This window comes from Clostridium cylindrosporum DSM 605 (assembly GCF_001047375.1).
GTDB lineage: Bacteria > Bacillota > Clostridia > Clostridiales > Caloramatoraceae > Clostridium_AB > Clostridium_AB cylindrosporum.
The window spans coordinates 204,487-221,619 of record NZ_LFVU01000028.1; the positions used below are offsets into that span (position 1 = coordinate 204,487).

The following is a 17,133-nucleotide window of genomic DNA, read 5'->3' on the forward strand; positions in this document are numbered from 1 at the left end:
TGAATTCTAAAATAAATTTAAATCTATCAATTAAACCCTAAATAAAGTTAGAATATATTAATCAGTATATCATATTAAACATTTAGTGTAATTTTCAAATTACTGATTGTTAATTGTATGAATAAAAAGCCCTGTAGATACAAGACTACAAGGCTTTTATATTATTTCTTTGTATAAATTTGATCAAATATACCATTATCATCGAAATGCTTCTTTTGAGCATTATTCCATCCACCAAAAACTTTATCTATTGTAAATAGATTAACAGGCTTAAATTGTGATTCATATTTTTTAGCTATAGCTTCATTTGTAGGTCTATAATAATGCTTAGCAGCAATTTCTTGACCTTCATCGCTATATAAATATTTTAGATATTCAGTTGAAGCTTCCTTAGTTCCTTTTTTCTCTGCAACTTTATTAACAACTGCAACTGGTGGCTCTGCTAGTATACTAACACTTGGAGTTACTATATCAAACTTCCCCTTACCCATTTCTTTCTCAACAAGATAAGCTTCATTTTCCCAAGCTATAAGAACATCACCTACTCCTCTTTCAACAAATGTAGTAGTAGAACCTCTTGCTCCTGAATCAAGAACAGGAACATTACCATAAAGTTTTTGTACAAATTCCTTAGCTTTATTTTCGTCATTATTATTCTTTCCTAGTGCATATCCCCATGCTGCTAAGTAGTTCCATCTAGCCCCACCTGAGGTTTTAGGGTTTGGTGTTATAACTTGTACACCTGGTTTTACCAAATCATCCCAATCTTTTATTCCCTTTGGATTTCCCTTTTTAACTAAAAATACAATAGTAGAAGTATACGGAGATGAGTTATTTGGAAGACTCTTTTGCCAATCCTTATTAATTAAAGGCTTTTTCTTATTAATTGAATCTATATCGTATGCAAGTGCTAATGTTACAACATCTGCTTCAAGACCATCTAGTACAGCTCTTGCTTGCTTTCCTGAACCTCCATGTGATTGATTCACCTCTATATCTTTACCTGTCTTATCTTTCCAATGCTTTACAAATGCTTTATTATAATCTGCATATAATTCTCTTGTAGGATCATATGACACATTTAGTAATACCTGTTTCTTAGGAGTTTCACTTACCTTTTCACTTTTATCTTTAGGTGCACATCCTGTAAATACCCCCAATGTAAGTGATAAACTTAATAAAATAACTCCAATTTTTACTTTTCCTTTTCCCTTTATCATATATACACCCCTTTAAATTTATTTAACTCTATTGATTTTCTACTCTTCATTTACTACTTTTATATATTTACCCCTAATCTATCTCCCCCTTAAATGGTTAATCACTGAATCTTTTGCTTTAGAAAACTATCCTCCTTATAAAAAAAGGCTCTATGTATAATTACTAAGAGAATAATATTCTTAGCAATTTACATAAAGCCTCTAATTTTTTTAGTCAACTTTATTACTTTATTCTAATTTTTTCATCTTTTTCAATACTAATGATTTTCCCTAAACTTAGGTTTATAGTTACAGTGCCATATTTTACACTTTCAACTAAGTTAATAATAAATTTAGTTTCATCACTAGATATTATATTACTTTTTTTTCTTTCTTCGATTAACTTAGCATTAACAAAGATAGTCTCCAAAATTATATTTTTCACTTAAGTTAAATTGAACTATATGACCATCTTGTTTAACAATAGTTAAACTTCCTTCATATATATCTTCCACGTAATCATTTATTTGCTTCATTATACCTACCTTGGTCACATTGTTTGTTTTCTTTAAGTCACTAGAATTTAATTTCAAACTACCCATATAAACTCCTCCGCTAATATTTATATGCTATTCCTCGACCTCATTCCTTAGTTAGTCAATGTGTTTACTAGGAATTATATTAATATAATAACCACTTTATTCCATAATGTCAATATATTTTTCTATTAAGAACTTAATTTTTAAATTCCCCTATGCTATAATCATTTAAACCACTAGCCTTAGGATGTATATATATCCTAACTTTAAAGATACTAAAAACCCTGTAGTTAATAAAACCACAGGGTTTTTAATGTAAAATTTTTATACTAGAACCTCTTCCTTTATTTCACTAAATATAGGGAGAAGTTCATCTTCAATCCTATAAATATCATGAACAAGTGTTACAGGTGCTGCATATGCATTATAAAGTTCCTCATATGTGTAACCGTTTTTTCTAAGAATTGCTGCATTTTTCTTAGCAAGATCTAAATGCCACTCTGGGTTTGGTGAATTATGCCCCTCAAGGGCTGACCCTGGATTAGGAACCCATCCAGGAGCTAGTGCTATTACTCCCTTTGATGCAAGGTATTCTATTCCAGCTAATGTATCAGACTTAGGTTCAAGTCCACCTACTAGATTAGATCTAACCTTTCCTCTTCCAAATACCTTAACTGCATATTCTAAGGCCTTAATCCAGTGGTCACGCCCACCACAAAGTTCTTCCTTACCTGGGCAGTAAGCCCTAAAGAAATGCTCATTCCAAACTTCTATATTTATAGCAAGAGTACTAAATCCTGCTTCCTTATATTTTTCAATGACGCTAAGGTCTGTAGGAGCCCCTATGCAAGCTGTCCCATTAAAATTCTCAAGACCTGTATACTCCTTAATACTTTCAGCAACATCAAGATAATAGTCTACTTCTCTACGCTCTGGAATAAATCCACCACTAATAGTTACATGCCTTGATCCTTCTCTATAAGCCTGTGCTACAGTTTCACCTATTTGCCTTGGATACTTCCAACTTATGCATTGATTCTCTCCATAGGTATCCTTAGTAGCATTTATGTTGCAAAATAGGCAATCCTTCCCCTTATCCCTTAGTGCACATTCATTACTATATGCAACAAAAACAACACCATGACCATTATATATAGCAACGGTTCTCATATCTGTTCCATCTGATGTTTTCTTTGAATAATAGTTAGGTCTTTTAGCAAATTCTAATGGAAAAAGCTCTTCTCCATTATTAAATAAAATAAACTCTCCATTAATATAGTCTATAGAATATTTTGATTTCTTATTTGCCCTAAATTGAACATCAAGTCCTAGTGGAGTATAAAATGCTACTGGAAGATCATATGCCTTATGGGAATCGGTATTATAATCAAACAAAACATGAACCTGCTCTAAATACTCTCCACCTAAATCTAGATTTTTAAATATATCTGGATTCTTAAATGATATACCCTCAGATCCTAAATCACACTTTAGCTCTAAATCCTTATATAATTTAGCCTTTAACTCTTCTTTATAACTCAAACCTAACCCCTCCATTATTTTTTATATACTAATAGGAACTTAAAGATTAATAACTTTTAGTCTTTCATTACTTTCCTTTCTGGAAAAATCAAGTAGTTTTATTATTTTTGGTGTTACTTTAAAGAATGTGTAACTTTCTTTTCCTAAAGAATCTATCTTACTTTTTAGATGAGGACTTCTCTTAACTAAAAGCTCATATGCTGTTTCTATTTCCTGAATTTCTTCTATTTTATTTGCTATACCTTTTATAGTTATATTGAAGAAATTTATTAGCTCTTGATTTTCGTGTTGGGAAAACACACTAACATTAGAGTTCTCTTCAATTTCCTTAACCTTCGTACTTGTACTTAATGTAGCAAATATTACATCTAATCCACTTGCAACGAATCCTCCTAAACTTCTTAATGATGGAGAGTTATTACCTATTGTTGCAAGCACAATTGTTTTACCTTTATTTATATATTCCTCAACGAAATTTTTATCTAAAGACATTAAATCACCCCATTTACTTTTAGATATTTTCTAATATTATTAACCTTGTTAAGCTCCTCCCATGGAAGATTAATATCACTTCTTCCAAAGTGACCATAAGCCGCTGTTTGTCTATAAATTGGTCTTAAAAGATCTAATTCATTTATTATTGCATCAGGAGTTAAATCAAACTCATTTTCAACAATTTCAACTATTTCTTCATCACTTATTTTTCCTGTTCCAAATGTATCAACTGTTATAGATACAGGCTTTGCAACACCAATTGCATAGGCAATTTCTATCTCTAACTTATCTGCTATACCTGCAGCAACTAGATTCTTTGCGATCCATCTTGCTGCATAGGCCCCTGACCTATCCACCTTAGTCGGATCTTTTCCAGAAAATGCTCCTCCTCCATGTCTTCCATATCCACCATAGGTATCAACTATTACTTTTCTTCCCGTTAACCCCGAATCTCCATGTGGTCCACCAATTACAAATCTTCCTGTTGGATTTATAAAATACTTTGTTTTACTATCTAAAAGATTTTCATCAATAACATTTTTAATAACATGATTAATTATATCTTCCTTAAGATTTTCATTTGTTATATCTTCTCTATGCTGAGCTGATACAACAATAGTATCTATTCTTACTGGCCTATCCCCTTCATATTCAACAGTAACCTGTGTTTTCCCATCTGGTCTTAAATATGGAATAGTCCCATCTTTTCTAACCTCAGAAAGTCTTCTTGATAGTTTATGTGCTAAGGAAATAGGAAGAGGAATATACTCTGGCGTTTCATTAGTTGCAAATCCAAACATCATTCCTTGATCACCAGCACCTGTACTTAATATCTCTTCATCTTCACCTTCTCTAATTTCTAAAGAAGAATCTACACCTCCAGCAATGTCAGGTGATTGTTCATCTATTGATGTTAAAACAGCACATGTTTCAGCATCAAAACCAAATTTAGCCCTTGTATAACCTATTTCTGAAATAGTTTTTCTAACTATTTTTGGAATATCTACATATGTTTTTGTTGATATTTCTCCAACAACTATAACTTGTCCAGTTGTAACTACGGTTTCACAAGCAACCCTTGCTTTCTTATCTCCTTTAATAATTTCATCAAGTATCGCATCTGAAACTTGATCACATATTTTATCTGGATGCCCCTCAGTAACGGATTCTGATGTAAATAATCTTCCCATATATCTTCCCCCCAATATTTATTTATAAATAAACATATTAAAATTGACTTACTAACTTTCTAATTCCCTCTTCAGCCTTTAATCTTACTTTATTTTCTGTTACATAAACTTTATTTATTAAATCCTCTAAAAGACTAATTCCTCCATTAAATCCTGTATAGCTTTTACTTAAAAATATTTCTTCTAATGATGGCGTTGATACTATAACTAGCGGAGAAAATAATTCCTCTGATACATTTTTCTCTAGAGAACTTCCAAATATAATTTCAGTATTAGATCCTCCTAGTATGTCTTGTATCTGTCCTAGGTTATCTGAAAAATAAATATTTTCTCTTATGTCAATTGATAAATCAGCTAAATACTCTAATAATCTTTCTTTTAAACTAGTATCTATAATATCGCTAACAATTAGCCTTTCAGGTATTATTCCAACTTCTTTTGTAAGGAACTTTGTTAGCCCAACAACAGTACTAAAGTTACCTACTACAGAAAACCTTTTCCTATCACTATATTTTTTATAAATATTAATAGCTGAAAATGTATAGTAGCTTGTTCTTTTAATCTCATAATCTGTATATTCTTTAACTTTCTGAGTATCTAAGCTTAATTCAGAAGCTACCTTTAGAATAAACTCTTTAGTATCAACTTCACCTACAGGAAGATAACCAAAATCTATAAATGGGACATTGTATCTTTCCTCTAAATGTTTTGCAATAGAGTGTCCCCAAGGAGACAAAACAATATTTAAAGCAGCCTTTGATGCATTTTCCCACTCATCTAAGCCTCCATGCAATCCTAAAAATGTATTAACCTTAAGTCCTATAGCCTCTAGTATGGCTTTTATGCTTTCTAAGCTACCTCTCCAATACAAATCTGAATTTGGAACTATTCCAAATATATTAACTAAATTTTTATTCTTCTCTACTATTTCATTTGTATTATTAAAATTATTTAAAAGCTCAATTCCTGCTATTTCATATCCACTTTGACTATTACCTTTAAACCCTGGAGCATTTATATGAATAACATTATTCCCCTGATCTCTTGACTCCTTTGCCATATAAAGGACATCGTCGCCTACTAACTCAGGAGTACATCCTGTTACTACAACATATAGCTTTCCATCAACTACTTGTAAGGTATTTTTTATCTGCTCTCTTAACCTTGATGTTCCTCCAAACACAACATGTTTTTCTGTAATGTTGGATGATGGAATTTCAAGTGCATGTATTTTATCCCCTCCCTGAAACTCCCTTCCTGAAAGATAGCTTTGAATGCTACATCCCTTTGTTGAATGAACAATTGGGATAACCCCCTCAATTGTGGATAAGGTTTCTATAACACCTTGAAAAAAGCATCCATTACGCGGTGACTCTACATATGTCATTTATTTCACCTCCTGCTTTACATACCAGTTTGGATTTTTCTTTAACCATCCATTTTTATATATAAATTCTTCCTGTTTATATTTGATGTTATAGCTTAGTTGTCTCTTTATAGTTGATATAAGTCTTTCTAAAGCCCTATATCCATACTTACCAACTAAATCTAGCGAAATACTAGGAATTAATGTATAACTTTCAATTTTACTTTTATTTGAATCAGATATATAAATATCAGGACTTAGTTTTTGTAGTATATTAATCTCTTCAAAAACTTGTCCGTTTCCTACATGAATTTTAATTTCATTATTAAAACTTTTTATGTTTTCTAAATACTTAGTATCATCTTGATTAATATCCTTTACTGTTAGCCCTACAATTTCCCCTCCTAAGTTTTTAATAATGGTTAGAATTTCAATTGAAGTTGACTGACTTGTATTTACATAAACCTTAAAACCTTTTAATATCTTCCTACTCTCAAGATGCTTATACTTATTAAGTAGCGTTAGATTATCAAGATCTATTATTCTATTTGCATTTTTTAATAATTCTTTAATATAATTCTCTATTCCACTAACGCCAATTGGCTTCGAAATTCTAACAAATGGAACATTAAATTCTTCTTCTAAAACCCTTCCTACATATTCACCTTCACTTTCATTTAATGCAATACTAAATAAAGCATTAGCTGATGCCTTTAAGGAGTTAGCATTTGAAAACCTTGGTATTAAATTCACCTCTACTCCTAAGGATTTAGTTAGTGATATAATCTCCTCAACATCCCTAAGGTCTTCAGATATAGAAATCAAATTTATATATCTTTCTTTTTCACCTATCTCACTATTATTAATAAGATACTTAGCTATTCCATGAAAGGCTAAATCATATCCATAGCTTGCTATTTTTGATTTAAATCCATCTGTATATATAGGTATAATTTTAGCCTCTACCTCTTCACTTAACTCCTTAATAACTCCTTCAATATCATCATTATTTATAGCTACAACTGGTGTAGTTAATATAAATATTAACTCTGGTGTATACTTTTTATATGCTTTCCTTATTGTTTCTTTTAACTTTCTATCTCCACCTAAGATAGAATCCTTTTCTAAAATATTAGATGAAAACCATACATTTTCTCTATTTCTAGAAAATTTCGATATACCTGATGCAAGACATCCCGATGGTCCATGGATTATGGAAATCGAATTTCCTATTGTCGATAGAAATTCTAATGCATATATGATTTCATCCTCCTCACCCTGTGAAAATGTTCTAAGCCTTTGCTTATGATTTTCTTCTTTTATTTCATTTAATAAAGTATCAATATCACCAAAATAAGAATTAATTGTATTTAATCTTTTCTCTCTTATTTTAGGGTACTTATTTCTAAGTAAGCTCATATTATATCCCCCTACTATATAAATGCTCCCTCTTTAACAACTCCTGTTTCGTTATCATATATTCTATCTCCCCAATCCTTAGCCCAATTTCTAAGGTCTGTTACATTTAATGGATTAGGTACTGCAAGATCATCACTTTCAGCTATATATTTTGCTAGATTTCTGTATATATCAGCATGTGGTGATCCTGGATTTGCCTCTATTACTGTCTTACCTAAAAGTTCACTTTGAGATACAACCAAAGATCTAGGTATATATCCAACTGTTTTAGTAGAAGTTTTTTCAGCAAAATCATCAACAAGTGCCTTTGAATATCCAGCTGATAATCCATTTGCTATAATTCCACCAAGTTTTGCACCTCCAGAGGGAGCATACTTATTAATAGCTTTAAATAAATTATTTGCTGCATATATTGCCATAAAATCCGAAGAGCTAACAACAAAGGCTCTATCTGTTATTCCATCACGAATTGGTGCTGCAAACCCTCCACATACAACATCTCCCAAAACATCATAAAGTACATAATCAGCTTCAAACTCTTCAAAAACATTAAGATCTTGGAGTAAATTTACCGCTGCATTTATTCCTCTTCCTGCACATCCTACTCCCGGAACTGGACCTCCAGCTTCTATGCATAGCACTCCACCAAATCCTACTGTTGATATATCTTGAAGATTTACATCTTCACCATCCCTTATAGTTTCAATTACCGTTGGAAGATAATTTCCCCCTCTTAATGTATTAGTAGAATCACTTTTAGGATCACACCCTATTTGAATAACTCTATGACCAGCTTCCGCAAGCGCTGCACTTATGTTAGAAGTAGTAGTGGACTTACCTATACCCCCTTTACCATAAATAGCAATATGTTTAACTCTTTTTCCCATAAGATTCTTCCCCCTTAAAAAGAAAGGCTTTATGTATATTAACCAAGGTATTTCACCTTAGAAAAATACATAAAGCCTCTAATTTATTTAGTCACCTTTATTATTTCACTATATTTTTGTTTATTAGTTAAACAATGTGTTTACTAGGAAATATATGTATATATTAACCACTTTATTCCACAAAGTCAATATATTTTATACTATGAATTTGATTTTTTAAGCTCTCTATGATACAATTCTCTGAAAAACTATCATTTAAGGGGGAGATATAATTGGACGATAGTTCCATTATAAGTTTACTGCCACAGATTTTGTTTATTTTAATCCTTGTCTTAATTAATGCATTTTTCTCGGCAGCAGAAATGGCTATAGTATCTGTTAACAAGAATAAAATCAACATTCTTAGTGAAGAGGGTAATAGAAAAGCTCTACTTCTTCAAAAGTTTCTAAAAGAGCCTAGTAATTTTCTAGCTACAATACAAATTGGAATTACTTTTGCAGGATTTTTTGCAAGTGCTTCAGCAGCAACTAGTATATCTAGTTATTTTTCTAGATTTCTTAAGAACCTTAACATTCCTTATAGTTCTGAAATCTCACTTGTTGTAATAACTATTGCTATTTCATATATTACATTAGTTTTAGGAGAGCTTTTTCCTAAAAGGATAGCACTTCAAAATTCAGAATCAATTGCAATGTTTACTGTAAAACCTATATTATTTATATCAAAACTTACAATTCCATTCGTTAGGCTTCTTTCAGTATCAACTAATTTACTTGTTAGATTATTTGGACTTAAAACTACTGATGCAAATGATAAACTTTCTAGAGAAGAAATAAAATATGTTCTTCTTTCGGGAAAAGAAAGTGGAGTTATTAATGATACCGAAGAAGAAATGATTCATAGCATATTTGATTTTGATAATACTATAGCAAAGGAAATTATGACTCCTAGAACTGAGGTATTTTTAGTTAATGTAAAGACTCCTATTAAAGATATAGCGACGGCACTTGCTTTAGAAAAATTCTCACGGGTTCCTGTTTATGAAAATAATACTGATAATATTATTGGTATTTTATATATAAAAGACTTATTTGAAGCTTTTCTTAATACGGGAATTGAAAATATAGATATAAAAAGCATTATGCGTATACCTTACTTTGTTCCCGAAACTAAAAATATAGATGATCTTTTTAAAGAACTTCAAGAAACTAAAAACCATATGGCTATACTAATAGATGAATATGGTGGGTTTTCAGGAATTGCAACTACAGAAGATATTATTGAAGAAGTTATGGGTAATATATTTGATGAATATGATGAACAAAAAAGTGAAATAAGAAAAATAGATGACCATACTTATATTGTTGATGGATTACTACCTATAGATGAGTTTAATGAGTACTTTGATCTTAATTTAGAATCTCAAACAGCTGACACAATAGGTGGATTTGTTCTTAATTTAATAGGAAATATACCAACTGAAGGTGATAATTTCTCAGAAGAATTTGGAGGAATTATATTTGAAGTTTATGAAATAGATGAAAAAAGAATCCAATCAGTAAAGGTTACTTTCAAATAACATAAGAGGCTAATCCTAATGGTTTAGCCTCTTATTATTTATATTATTCTGTTGCGTAGTTATCAAAGTAACCTTGGATTAGGATTATAGGTGTTCCCTTATCTCCACTACCACTTATAAGGTCACAAAGACTTCCAAGAAGGTCTGTAATTTGTCTTGGAGTTGTTCCAAGTGCTTCATTACCTGCAACCTTTTTATTTTCTTTTTCTTTAATTTTCTTTATCATTTCATCAGCAAGTGATGCTGAGTCAACATCCTTAAGATCATTATCAGCAATATACTTAAGCTTGATTTCGTTTGGAGTTCCAACTAATCCATCAGTAAATCCTGGTGATACTATTGGATCTGCAAGTTCCCAAATTTTACCTACTGGATCCTTAAATGCTCCATCTCCATAGATCATAACTTCTATATTCTTTCCTGTCTTTTCCTTAAGAGCTGCTTGAACCTCTCTAACGAATACATCACCTTCTCTTGGGAAAAGCTTAACTGTTTCTTCAGTAGCCTTATTTGAACCAAGTAGACCATATTCTGAATATCCACTTCCGTTAACTGGTGATGATGCTATATCATCTAGTCCATAAACAACCTTAGCTCCAGCTGCCTTTAATATTCTCTTAGTTCTATGTCTTTCATGAATATTAGCAACAAGTATTTGATCTGTATACTTTAGAGCTTCTCTTGGATCATTTGCAAGGTAAATTTCAACTTCTCCACCTACTTCTTCAACTATATCTCTATACATTTGAACATAGTCAATTCCAGTAAAAGGATGCTCAACCTTTGCACCAAATAACTCTCTGTACTTAGCTTCTGTTAATACATCTTTGTAAGGGTTAACTCCCTTTTCATCCATTAGGTCAATATCCATTAAGTGATTTCCAACTTCATCTGATGGATAGTTAAGGAATAGATGCATCTTTCTTCCACTAAGTGCTATTGACTTAAGAATTAGTGAAAATCTATTTCTACTTAATATAGGGAATAAAACTGCTATTTCTCCGTCGAATTTTGACTTGATATCTTCTGCAATGTTTTGAATTGAAATATAGTTACCTTGTGCTCTCGCCACTAGTGATTCAGTAACTCCAATTACATCCTTGTCATTAACTTTTATTCCTTCAACTTCTATAGCATTTACTACTGAACTTACTACTATTTCAGCTAGGTTATCTCCTTCTTTGATAATAGGAGCTCTAAGTCCTCTTGCTGTTGTTCCAACTGCTCTTGCCATTAATTTCTCCCCCTTAAATTTAATAATATTTTTAACTATTATGTAATATTTACTTTATTATTTACTTTCTAATTTATTTTATACTATATTTCTTTAATTTTCTATGTTTTTTTGATTATTTATTAAAAAAAATTGATTTTTAATATTTTCCAAAGCATATAGCGAACTATTTTATATTTTTAAGGTTTTATTTTCCGATTTATGAAAATAAAAATAGCATCAAAAACTTTTTGATGCTATTTTTAATAATTATTTCTTTTTTGCTTCTAGTTTATTTCTTTCAATTTCTTCACTTAATTGGTTTAAATATTCCCATCTTTCATATTTTTCTTCAAGAAGCTTTTCTTCCTTTTCTTTCTTTTCTATTAACTCCTGAAGAAGTGAATAATCCGTGGCTGCATTCTCAATTTCTTTTTCTATTTTAGATATTTTCTCCTCTATCATTTCTATATCTTCATCAATTGTGTCAAATTCTCTTTGTTCCTTAAAGGAGAACTTCAATTTCTTGTCACTTGATTTTGGCGTCTTTATATCGTTTTTATCACTTTTATTTTCTACAACTACCTTACTATTAGCTTCTTCTTTTATGTTTTCTATTTCTTTTCTTAAAATATAATCACTATAGTTTCCTGGATATTGTTTTATATACCCCCTACCTTCATAGGCAAATATTTTATCACATATTCTATCAAGGAAGTATCTATCATGGGATATTACTATAACAGCTCCATTAAATTCATCTAAGTATTCCTCTAATATTTTTAGTGTTTCAATATCAAGGTCATTTGTTGGCTCATCTAGCAAAAGTAAGTTAGGCGCCATTGAAAGTATTTTAAGAAGGTATAGACGTCTTCTCTCTCCCCCTGAAAGCTTGCCTATATGTGTATATTGAAGGGTGCCATCAAATAAGAACCTTTCACACATTTGAGATGCAGAAATCCTAACTCCTTCAGCATTTTCAATAAATTCTGCTGCTTCTTTAATATAGTCGATTGCTCTCATATTTACGTCCATATGATCACTTTCTTGGGAGAAGTATCCTATTCTAACTGTTTCCCCTTTATCTATACTTCCTGAATCAACTGACAAATCCCCATTTAGAATCTTCATTAAAGTTGATTTTCCCATTCCATTGTTACCTACTATTCCAACTCTATCATTTCTAAGTATAGTATATGAAAAATCATCTATTAATTTTTTATCACCATAACTTTTAGATATATTATTAATTTCAATTACTTTTTTTCCAAGTCTAGATGATGCAACAGAAATATCAAGTGTTTCTTTTCTTATTTCATCTACGCTACTTACAAGTTCATCAAACCTTTGAAGTCTAGCTTTTTGCTTTGTTGTTCTTGCCTTAGCTCCTCTTTTAACCCACTTTAACTCAGTTCTTATAAGACTTTGCTTCTTTTCTTCTCTAGACTTTTCATTTTCCATTCTTTCAAGCTTCTTTTCCAAAAATACACTGTAATTTCCTTCATAGCTATAAAGGTTACCTCTATCAAGTTCAATAATCCTATTAGTAACTCTATCTAGAAAATATCTGTCATGGGTAATCATAATAATAGCACCTTGTTTACTATTTAAGTACTCCTCAAGCCATGTAATAGTTTCATTGTCCATATGGTTAGTTGGCTCATCAAGTACTAAAATATCACATGGTGTTATTAGAGCCGATGCAAGTGCTACTCTCTTTTTCTGACCACCTGATAAGTTAATTATTTTTTCATTGAAATTGCTTATACCGAGCTTAGTTAAAACCTTTTTTGCTTCACTTTCCATTTCCCAAAGATTTAACGCATCTATTTTTCCTTGAATTTCTATTAACTTATCACTTACATCTTCGTTGTTTCTTGACTTTTCTAGATAGTATTCATAATCACGAATAAGCTTCATTTCATCTGAATTACCTCTAAATACTTGTCCTAAAACAGTATCACTTAATTCAAATTCTGGACTTTGAGACAAATATTCTATCCTTACCTTGCTTCCTTTAGTTATTTTACCTTCATCATAGTCCATTTTACCTGCTATTATCTTTAAAAGAGTAGATTTTCCTGTACCATTTACTCCTATAATTCCTATTTTATCCCCATCATTAATACCTAGGGATATATTTTCAATTAACTTTTTTTCTGAATAACTTTTAGATATACTTTCAAGTGTTATTAAATTCATTTATTTCCCACCTTCTGTGTTAGCCTTAAAAAAATTATATCATATATAATATAAATATTAAAAATAAAGAGTTTTTTATTAAACACTAATTAACTTTGGATAAAAAACTAATTCTTTACATAAGATAAATAAGAAATTTTACTTATGGAGGTCTAGTTATGAAGGGAAAAGTTTATTCTTTTAGAAATGAGCATGGTGAACTTGTTAAATTTACTGCAAAGGAATTCCTTACGCTAAACGGTAGCGACTACGTTTTAATGAGCCCAGAGGATAATACTTCTGAAATTGATGTTTATAAGTTTAGTATTGTTAACGGTGGAGAAGCACTTGAACTTATAGACAACGAAGATGAACTTACTAAAATCAAAGAAGTATCAAAGGTTATCTAGGAGTAATTGTGCCCTAAAATTAGGGCACAATTGTATCTATCATTATCATCAACTTTAACCTAATAAATCTTCTTGTTATGGAGGTAAAATGAAAAGTTTTAAATTTAACTACTATACAGTATTTATTACTTTGTTTAGAATTGCCCTAATAGTTCAAGGGATATATTTTTTAACATCTGGCAAGTTTCCACTTGCTTTATACAGCGCTTCGGCTCTTATAGCAACATTTTTAATCAACATAGTATATAGGATTACAGACATTAATCCTTCTATGTTTTTAAAGTTTTCAATTCAATTTTTAATTTTTCTTACGATGTATCTTGGACACTTAAATAGCTTTTATATTCTTATCCCAAGGTGGGATGACTTTACTCACCTTCTGTCTGGATTTATTATTACATTTTTTGGATACTTAACTCTTGATAGATTTAATAATAAGAAAAAGGTTTTGACTTCAAACAAATATTTTGTCTCTATATTTATTATAATATTTGGTCTTTCAGCGGCAGCCCTATGGGAAGTATTTGAATTTTCTGGTGATAAGTTATTTTCAATGCAATCTCAAGGTGGTAGTTTAGATGATACTATGTGGGATATTATTAATGGTACAATAGGCCCTATTATATTAGTTCTTATTTATCTAAAAAATCCTAAGTTATTTGATACAAAATAATAAAAACCCTACAAAAACTTTTATAAAAGTTTTCTATGTAGGGTTTTTATTTATTAAGCTATTAACTTTTCAAGTCTAGTTTTAACTTCAAGTAAAAATTCTTCAGTACTTACTGACTTAGCATCTCCCTGTGCTATCATAGCAAGATCCTTTGTCATTATACCTTCTTCGATAGTTGCTATTGTAGCTTTTTCCATTACTTCTCCAAACTTAACTAAATCACTATTTGAATCTAGTTCTCCTCTTTTCTTAAGAGCTCCACTCCAAGCAAAAATTGTTGCAACTGAGTTTGTTGAAGTTTCTTCACCTTTTAGGTGCTTATAGTAATGTCTTTGTACTGTTCCATGAGCTGCTTCATATTCATAATATCCATCTGGTGAAACTAGGACTGAAGTCATCATTGCAAGTGAACCAAATGCTGTGGCTACTAAGTCTGACATAACATCACCGTCGTAGTTTTTACATGCCCAGATAAATCCTCCATTTGACTTTACAACTCTTGCAACTGCATCATCTATTAATGTATAGAAATATTCTATTCCAGTTTCCTTAAATTTACTCTTATATTCATTTTCATAAATTTCTTCAAATATATCCTTAAAAGTATGATCATACTTCTTTGAAATAGTGTCCTTACTTGAGAACCAAAGGTCTTCCTTTTCCCCTAGAGCATAGTTAAAACAAGCTCTTGCAAAACTTTCAATAGACTTCTTAGTATTGTGCATACCCATAACTATTCCATCACCTTTAAAGTTATGAATAGTTTCCTTAGATATTACTTCTCCATCTTTAGAAGTTACAACAAGTTCTGCTACATCTCCATCTGTTACCTTAGCTTCTACTGCTTTATAAATATCACCATATGCATGTCTTGCGATAGTAATTGGCTTTTCCCAAGAACGAACATATGGCTTTATATTTTCCACTATAATAGGCTTTCTAAATACTGTTCCATCAAGAATAGCTCTTATAGTACCATTAGGGCTTTTCCACATTTCTTTAAGATTATATTCCTTTATTCTTGCTGCATTAGGAGTTATTGTCGCGCACTTTACTCCTACACCGTACTTTTTAATTGCTTCAGCAGCATCAAATGTTACCTTATCATCTGTTTGGTCTCTATGTTCTAAACCTAAATCATAATATTCTGTTTTAAGATCAACATATGGACTAATAAGATGTTCCTTAATTTTAGACCATATTATTCTTGTCATTTCATCTCCATCTATTTCAACTAATGGAGTCGTCATCTGTATTTTTGTCATTGATAGTCCTCCCCTAAATTAAATCTTCAAATATCTTTATTATAACTTGTAAAATTGTTCTAAATCAATTCTTAATTTAGATAATCAATTTATTTTATCATGGGGGATTAGACTATACTAGTCTTTATATAAAAGTTCTAATTATTTTGATATGAATCTATTATGCTATCAAGTATACTCTCTAGAGTAACCATACCTTTAACAATATCGTTAGCATCAACAACAGGTATTGATACTATATTATTTTCTCTAAGCTTTTTTGCAATGCTTATTTCACTTTCATCTTCCTTAGCTGTTATTACACTTTTTGTCATAACCCATTCTAAAGGACATGTATCAAAATGTCCTTTTTCCATTAAAAATCTATACAAATCTGCCTTAACTATTATCCCTACAAGTTTCCCCTCACTATCAACAATTGGAGCTCCATTAACTTTATTTTCTGTTAGTGAATTTAAAGCTTCTCTTACTGTATTAAGTGGCATTAACTTTATAAACTCGGTAATTATAACATTATCTAACATACAAAACCCCACCTTACTCTTTTCTTTGCTTATCGGTATTTTAAAGTAATCTTTCATACCCTCTACAGGATAATAAATCTATTAAATTAATTTTTTTACAAATATTATATTATAATACTTTTTATATTTTTACTACAATATAAGCAAATATTTTATAATAATGTTATTATATAGTATTATTATAACTAGGATAAAACTACTAATCGAAAAGGATGGGTATTTAAATGGTAAAAAATTATATGGAAGATGTAGTTGAAGACTTAGTTGATAAACTATGGAATGAGAATACTGATAAAGATTTTTGTAAATGTGAAAAATGTAAAAATGATGTAATTGCTCTTTCACTTAATAAGCTTCCCCCAAAATATTTTTCTTCAGATAAAGGCAATATATGGACTAAATTAATCTTTGCTGATAATCAAAAAATGACAGATGTAATGACGGCTGTAGCTGAAGCTATGAAAATAGTAAAAAGTAGTCAAAGACATTAAGAGTGTTTTTAAATTTTATATTTCATATAAATAACATACTAACTACACATAAAACACACCTTAAAATTTTATTATTATTTTGAAGCCAAATCATGTATATGGACTTTAAAACCATACTGATTGCATATTCATTTAAACTTTTTACCCCAAATCATATTT

Annotated in this window: 17 protein-coding genes; 4 read left to right on the plus strand and 13 right to left on the minus strand. The window is 30.5% G+C overall.

Annotation, left to right across the window (positions count from 1 at the left end; genetic code table 11):
* Positions 1–161: 161 nt before the first annotated feature.
* The 9 genes from CLCY_RS11830 to CLCY_RS11870 all read right to left on the minus strand — a co-directional run bounded on the left by CLCY_RS11830 (position 162) and on the right by CLCY_RS11870 (position 8,637).
* Entirely contained in the window at positions 162–1,220 is a 1,059-nt protein-coding gene (locus tag CLCY_RS11830) for a sulfate ABC transporter substrate-binding protein (RefSeq protein WP_048571355.1), read from the minus strand.
* A gap of 223 nt (positions 1,221–1,443) precedes the next feature.
* Positions 1,444–1,629: a DUF2292 domain-containing protein gene (locus CLCY_RS11835; RefSeq protein WP_048571356.1), complete on the minus strand. Its 186-nt coding sequence runs from the start codon at positions 1,627–1,629 to the stop codon at positions 1,444–1,446.
* Entirely contained in the window at positions 1,610–1,801 is a 192-nt protein-coding gene (locus tag CLCY_RS11840) for a DUF2292 domain-containing protein (protein ID WP_048571357.1), read from the minus strand. Before CLCY_RS11840 ends, CLCY_RS11835 begins: the two co-directional genes overlap by 20 nt.
* 261 nt (positions 1,802–2,062) lie before the next feature.
* Complete coding sequence (locus tag CLCY_RS11845) at positions 2,063–3,280, minus strand: radical SAM protein (protein ID WP_242844977.1); 1,218 nt, start codon at positions 3,278–3,280, stop codon at positions 2,063–2,065.
* 39 nt (positions 3,281–3,319) lie between these two features.
* Positions 3,320–3,772, minus strand: coding sequence for a pyridoxamine 5'-phosphate oxidase family protein (locus CLCY_RS11850; RefSeq protein ID WP_048571359.1), 453 nt, complete (start codon positions 3,770–3,772; stop codon positions 3,320–3,322).
* Positions 3,772–4,965, minus strand: a complete 1,194-nt coding sequence (metK, locus tag CLCY_RS11855; RefSeq protein ID WP_048571360.1) for a methionine adenosyltransferase — start codon at positions 4,963–4,965, stop codon at positions 3,772–3,774. The genes CLCY_RS11850 and metK overlap by 1 nt, the downstream gene beginning before the upstream one ends.
* 37 nt (positions 4,966–5,002) lie before the next feature.
* Positions 5,003–6,352 (minus strand): nitrogenase component 1, encoded by a 1,350-nt coding sequence (locus CLCY_RS11860; protein WP_048571361.1) that lies wholly within the window; start codon positions 6,350–6,352, stop codon positions 5,003–5,005.
* The gene (locus CLCY_RS11865) at positions 6,353–7,750 is read right to left on the minus strand and encodes a nitrogenase component 1 (protein ID WP_048571362.1); all 1,398 of its coding nucleotides are present in this window, start codon (positions 7,748–7,750) and stop codon (positions 6,353–6,355) included.
* Positions 7,751–7,764: 14 nt separating this feature from the next.
* Entirely contained in the window at positions 7,765–8,637 is an 873-nt protein-coding gene (locus CLCY_RS11870; RefSeq protein WP_048571363.1) for a nucleotide-binding protein, read from the minus strand.
* A 272-nt stretch (positions 8,638–8,909) separates the two neighbouring features.
* Here CLCY_RS11870 and CLCY_RS11875 point away from each other — a divergent pair, with 272 nt between their 5' ends.
* Positions 8,910–10,217: a hemolysin family protein gene (locus CLCY_RS11875; RefSeq protein WP_048571364.1), complete on the plus strand. Its 1,308-nt coding sequence runs from the start codon at positions 8,910–8,912 to the stop codon at positions 10,215–10,217.
* A 43-nt stretch (positions 10,218–10,260) separates the two neighbouring features.
* On the opposite strand, the gene CLCY_RS11880 is transcribed toward CLCY_RS11875, so the two are convergent.
* The gene (locus tag CLCY_RS11880) at positions 10,261–11,451 is read right to left on the minus strand and encodes a coenzyme F420-0:L-glutamate ligase (protein WP_048571365.1); all 1,191 of its coding nucleotides are present in this window, start codon (positions 11,449–11,451) and stop codon (positions 10,261–10,263) included.
* A 249-nt stretch (positions 11,452–11,700) separates the two neighbouring features.
* Entirely contained in the window at positions 11,701–13,632 is a 1,932-nt protein-coding gene (locus tag CLCY_RS11885; RefSeq protein ID WP_048571366.1) for an ABC-F family ATP-binding cassette domain-containing protein, read from the minus strand.
* 158 nt (positions 13,633–13,790) lie between these two features.
* Here CLCY_RS11885 and CLCY_RS11890 point away from each other — a divergent pair, with 158 nt between their 5' ends.
* Complete coding sequence (locus CLCY_RS11890) at positions 13,791–14,021, plus strand: DUF1292 domain-containing protein (RefSeq protein ID WP_048571367.1); 231 nt, start codon at positions 13,791–13,793, stop codon at positions 14,019–14,021.
* 88 nt (positions 14,022–14,109) lie between these two features.
* Positions 14,110–14,694 carry a DUF2238 domain-containing protein gene (locus CLCY_RS11895; RefSeq protein ID WP_048571368.1) on the plus strand — a complete coding sequence of 195 codons (585 nt, stop codon included), beginning with the start codon at positions 14,110–14,112 and terminating at the stop codon, positions 14,692–14,694.
* 53 nt (positions 14,695–14,747) lie between these two features.
* Here CLCY_RS11895 and CLCY_RS11900 read toward each other — a convergent pair whose 3' ends face one another.
* Together CLCY_RS11900 and CLCY_RS11905 are read right to left on the minus strand one after the other, a co-directional pair.
* Positions 14,748–15,959, minus strand: coding sequence for an NADP-dependent isocitrate dehydrogenase (locus CLCY_RS11900; protein WP_048571369.1), 1,212 nt, complete (start codon positions 15,957–15,959; stop codon positions 14,748–14,750).
* Positions 15,960–16,096: 137 nt separating this feature from the next.
* The gene (locus CLCY_RS11905; protein ID WP_048571370.1) at positions 16,097–16,483 is read right to left on the minus strand and encodes a CBS domain-containing protein; all 387 of its coding nucleotides are present in this window, start codon (positions 16,481–16,483) and stop codon (positions 16,097–16,099) included.
* 224 nt (positions 16,484–16,707) lie between these two features.
* Here CLCY_RS11905 and CLCY_RS11910 point away from each other — a divergent pair, with 224 nt between their 5' ends.
* A complete protein-coding gene (locus tag CLCY_RS11910; protein ID WP_048571371.1) occupies positions 16,708–16,974 on the plus strand; it encodes a late competence development ComFB family protein in 267 nt (88 codons plus the stop codon).
* Positions 16,975–17,133: the final 159 nt, after the last annotated feature.

What these genes read in the sequence shown, in the direction of transcription:
- CLCY_RS11850 (WP_048571359.1), bottom strand. Translation starts at nt 3,772, where the DNA reads ATGTCTTTAGATAAAAATTTCGTTGAGGAATATATAAATAAAGGTAAA.
- CLCY_RS11900 (WP_048571369.1), bottom strand. Translation starts at nt 15,959, where the DNA reads ATGACAAAAATACAGATGACGACTCCATTAGTTGAAATAGATGGAGAT.
- CLCY_RS11910 (WP_048571371.1), top strand. Translation starts at nt 16,708, where the DNA reads ATGGTAAAAAATTATATGGAAGATGTAGTTGAAGACTTAGTTGATAAA.
- CLCY_RS11890 (WP_048571367.1), top strand. Translation starts at nt 13,791, where the DNA reads ATGAAGGGAAAAGTTTATTCTTTTAGAAATGAGCATGGTGAACTTGTT.
- CLCY_RS11870 (WP_048571363.1), bottom strand. Translation starts at nt 8,637, where the DNA reads ATGGGAAAAAGAGTTAAACATATTGCTATTTATGGTAAAGGGGGTATA.
- CLCY_RS11860 (WP_048571361.1), bottom strand. Translation starts at nt 6,352, where the DNA reads ATGACATATGTAGAGTCACCGCGTAATGGATGCTTTTTTCAAGGTGTT.
- CLCY_RS11885 (WP_048571366.1), bottom strand. Translation starts at nt 13,632, where the DNA reads ATGAATTTAATAACACTTGAAAGTATATCTAAAAGTTATTCAGAAAAA.
- CLCY_RS11865 (WP_048571362.1), bottom strand. Translation starts at nt 7,750, where the DNA reads ATGAGCTTACTTAGAAATAAGTACCCTAAAATAAGAGAGAAAAGATTA.
- CLCY_RS11880 (WP_048571365.1), bottom strand. Translation starts at nt 11,451, where the DNA reads ATGGCAAGAGCAGTTGGAACAACAGCAAGAGGACTTAGAGCTCCTATT.
- metK (WP_048571360.1), bottom strand. Translation starts at nt 4,965, where the DNA reads ATGGGAAGATTATTTACATCAGAATCCGTTACTGAGGGGCATCCAGAT.
- CLCY_RS11840 (WP_048571357.1), bottom strand. Translation starts at nt 1,801, where the DNA reads ATGGGTAGTTTGAAATTAAATTCTAGTGACTTAAAGAAAACAAACAAT.
- CLCY_RS11830 (WP_048571355.1), bottom strand. Translation starts at nt 1,220, where the DNA reads ATGATAAAGGGAAAAGGAAAAGTAAAAATTGGAGTTATTTTATTAAGT.
- CLCY_RS11905 (WP_048571370.1), bottom strand. Translation starts at nt 16,483, where the DNA reads ATGTTAGATAATGTTATAATTACCGAGTTTATAAAGTTAATGCCACTT.
- CLCY_RS11895 (WP_048571368.1), top strand. Translation starts at nt 14,110, where the DNA reads ATGAAAAGTTTTAAATTTAACTACTATACAGTATTTATTACTTTGTTT.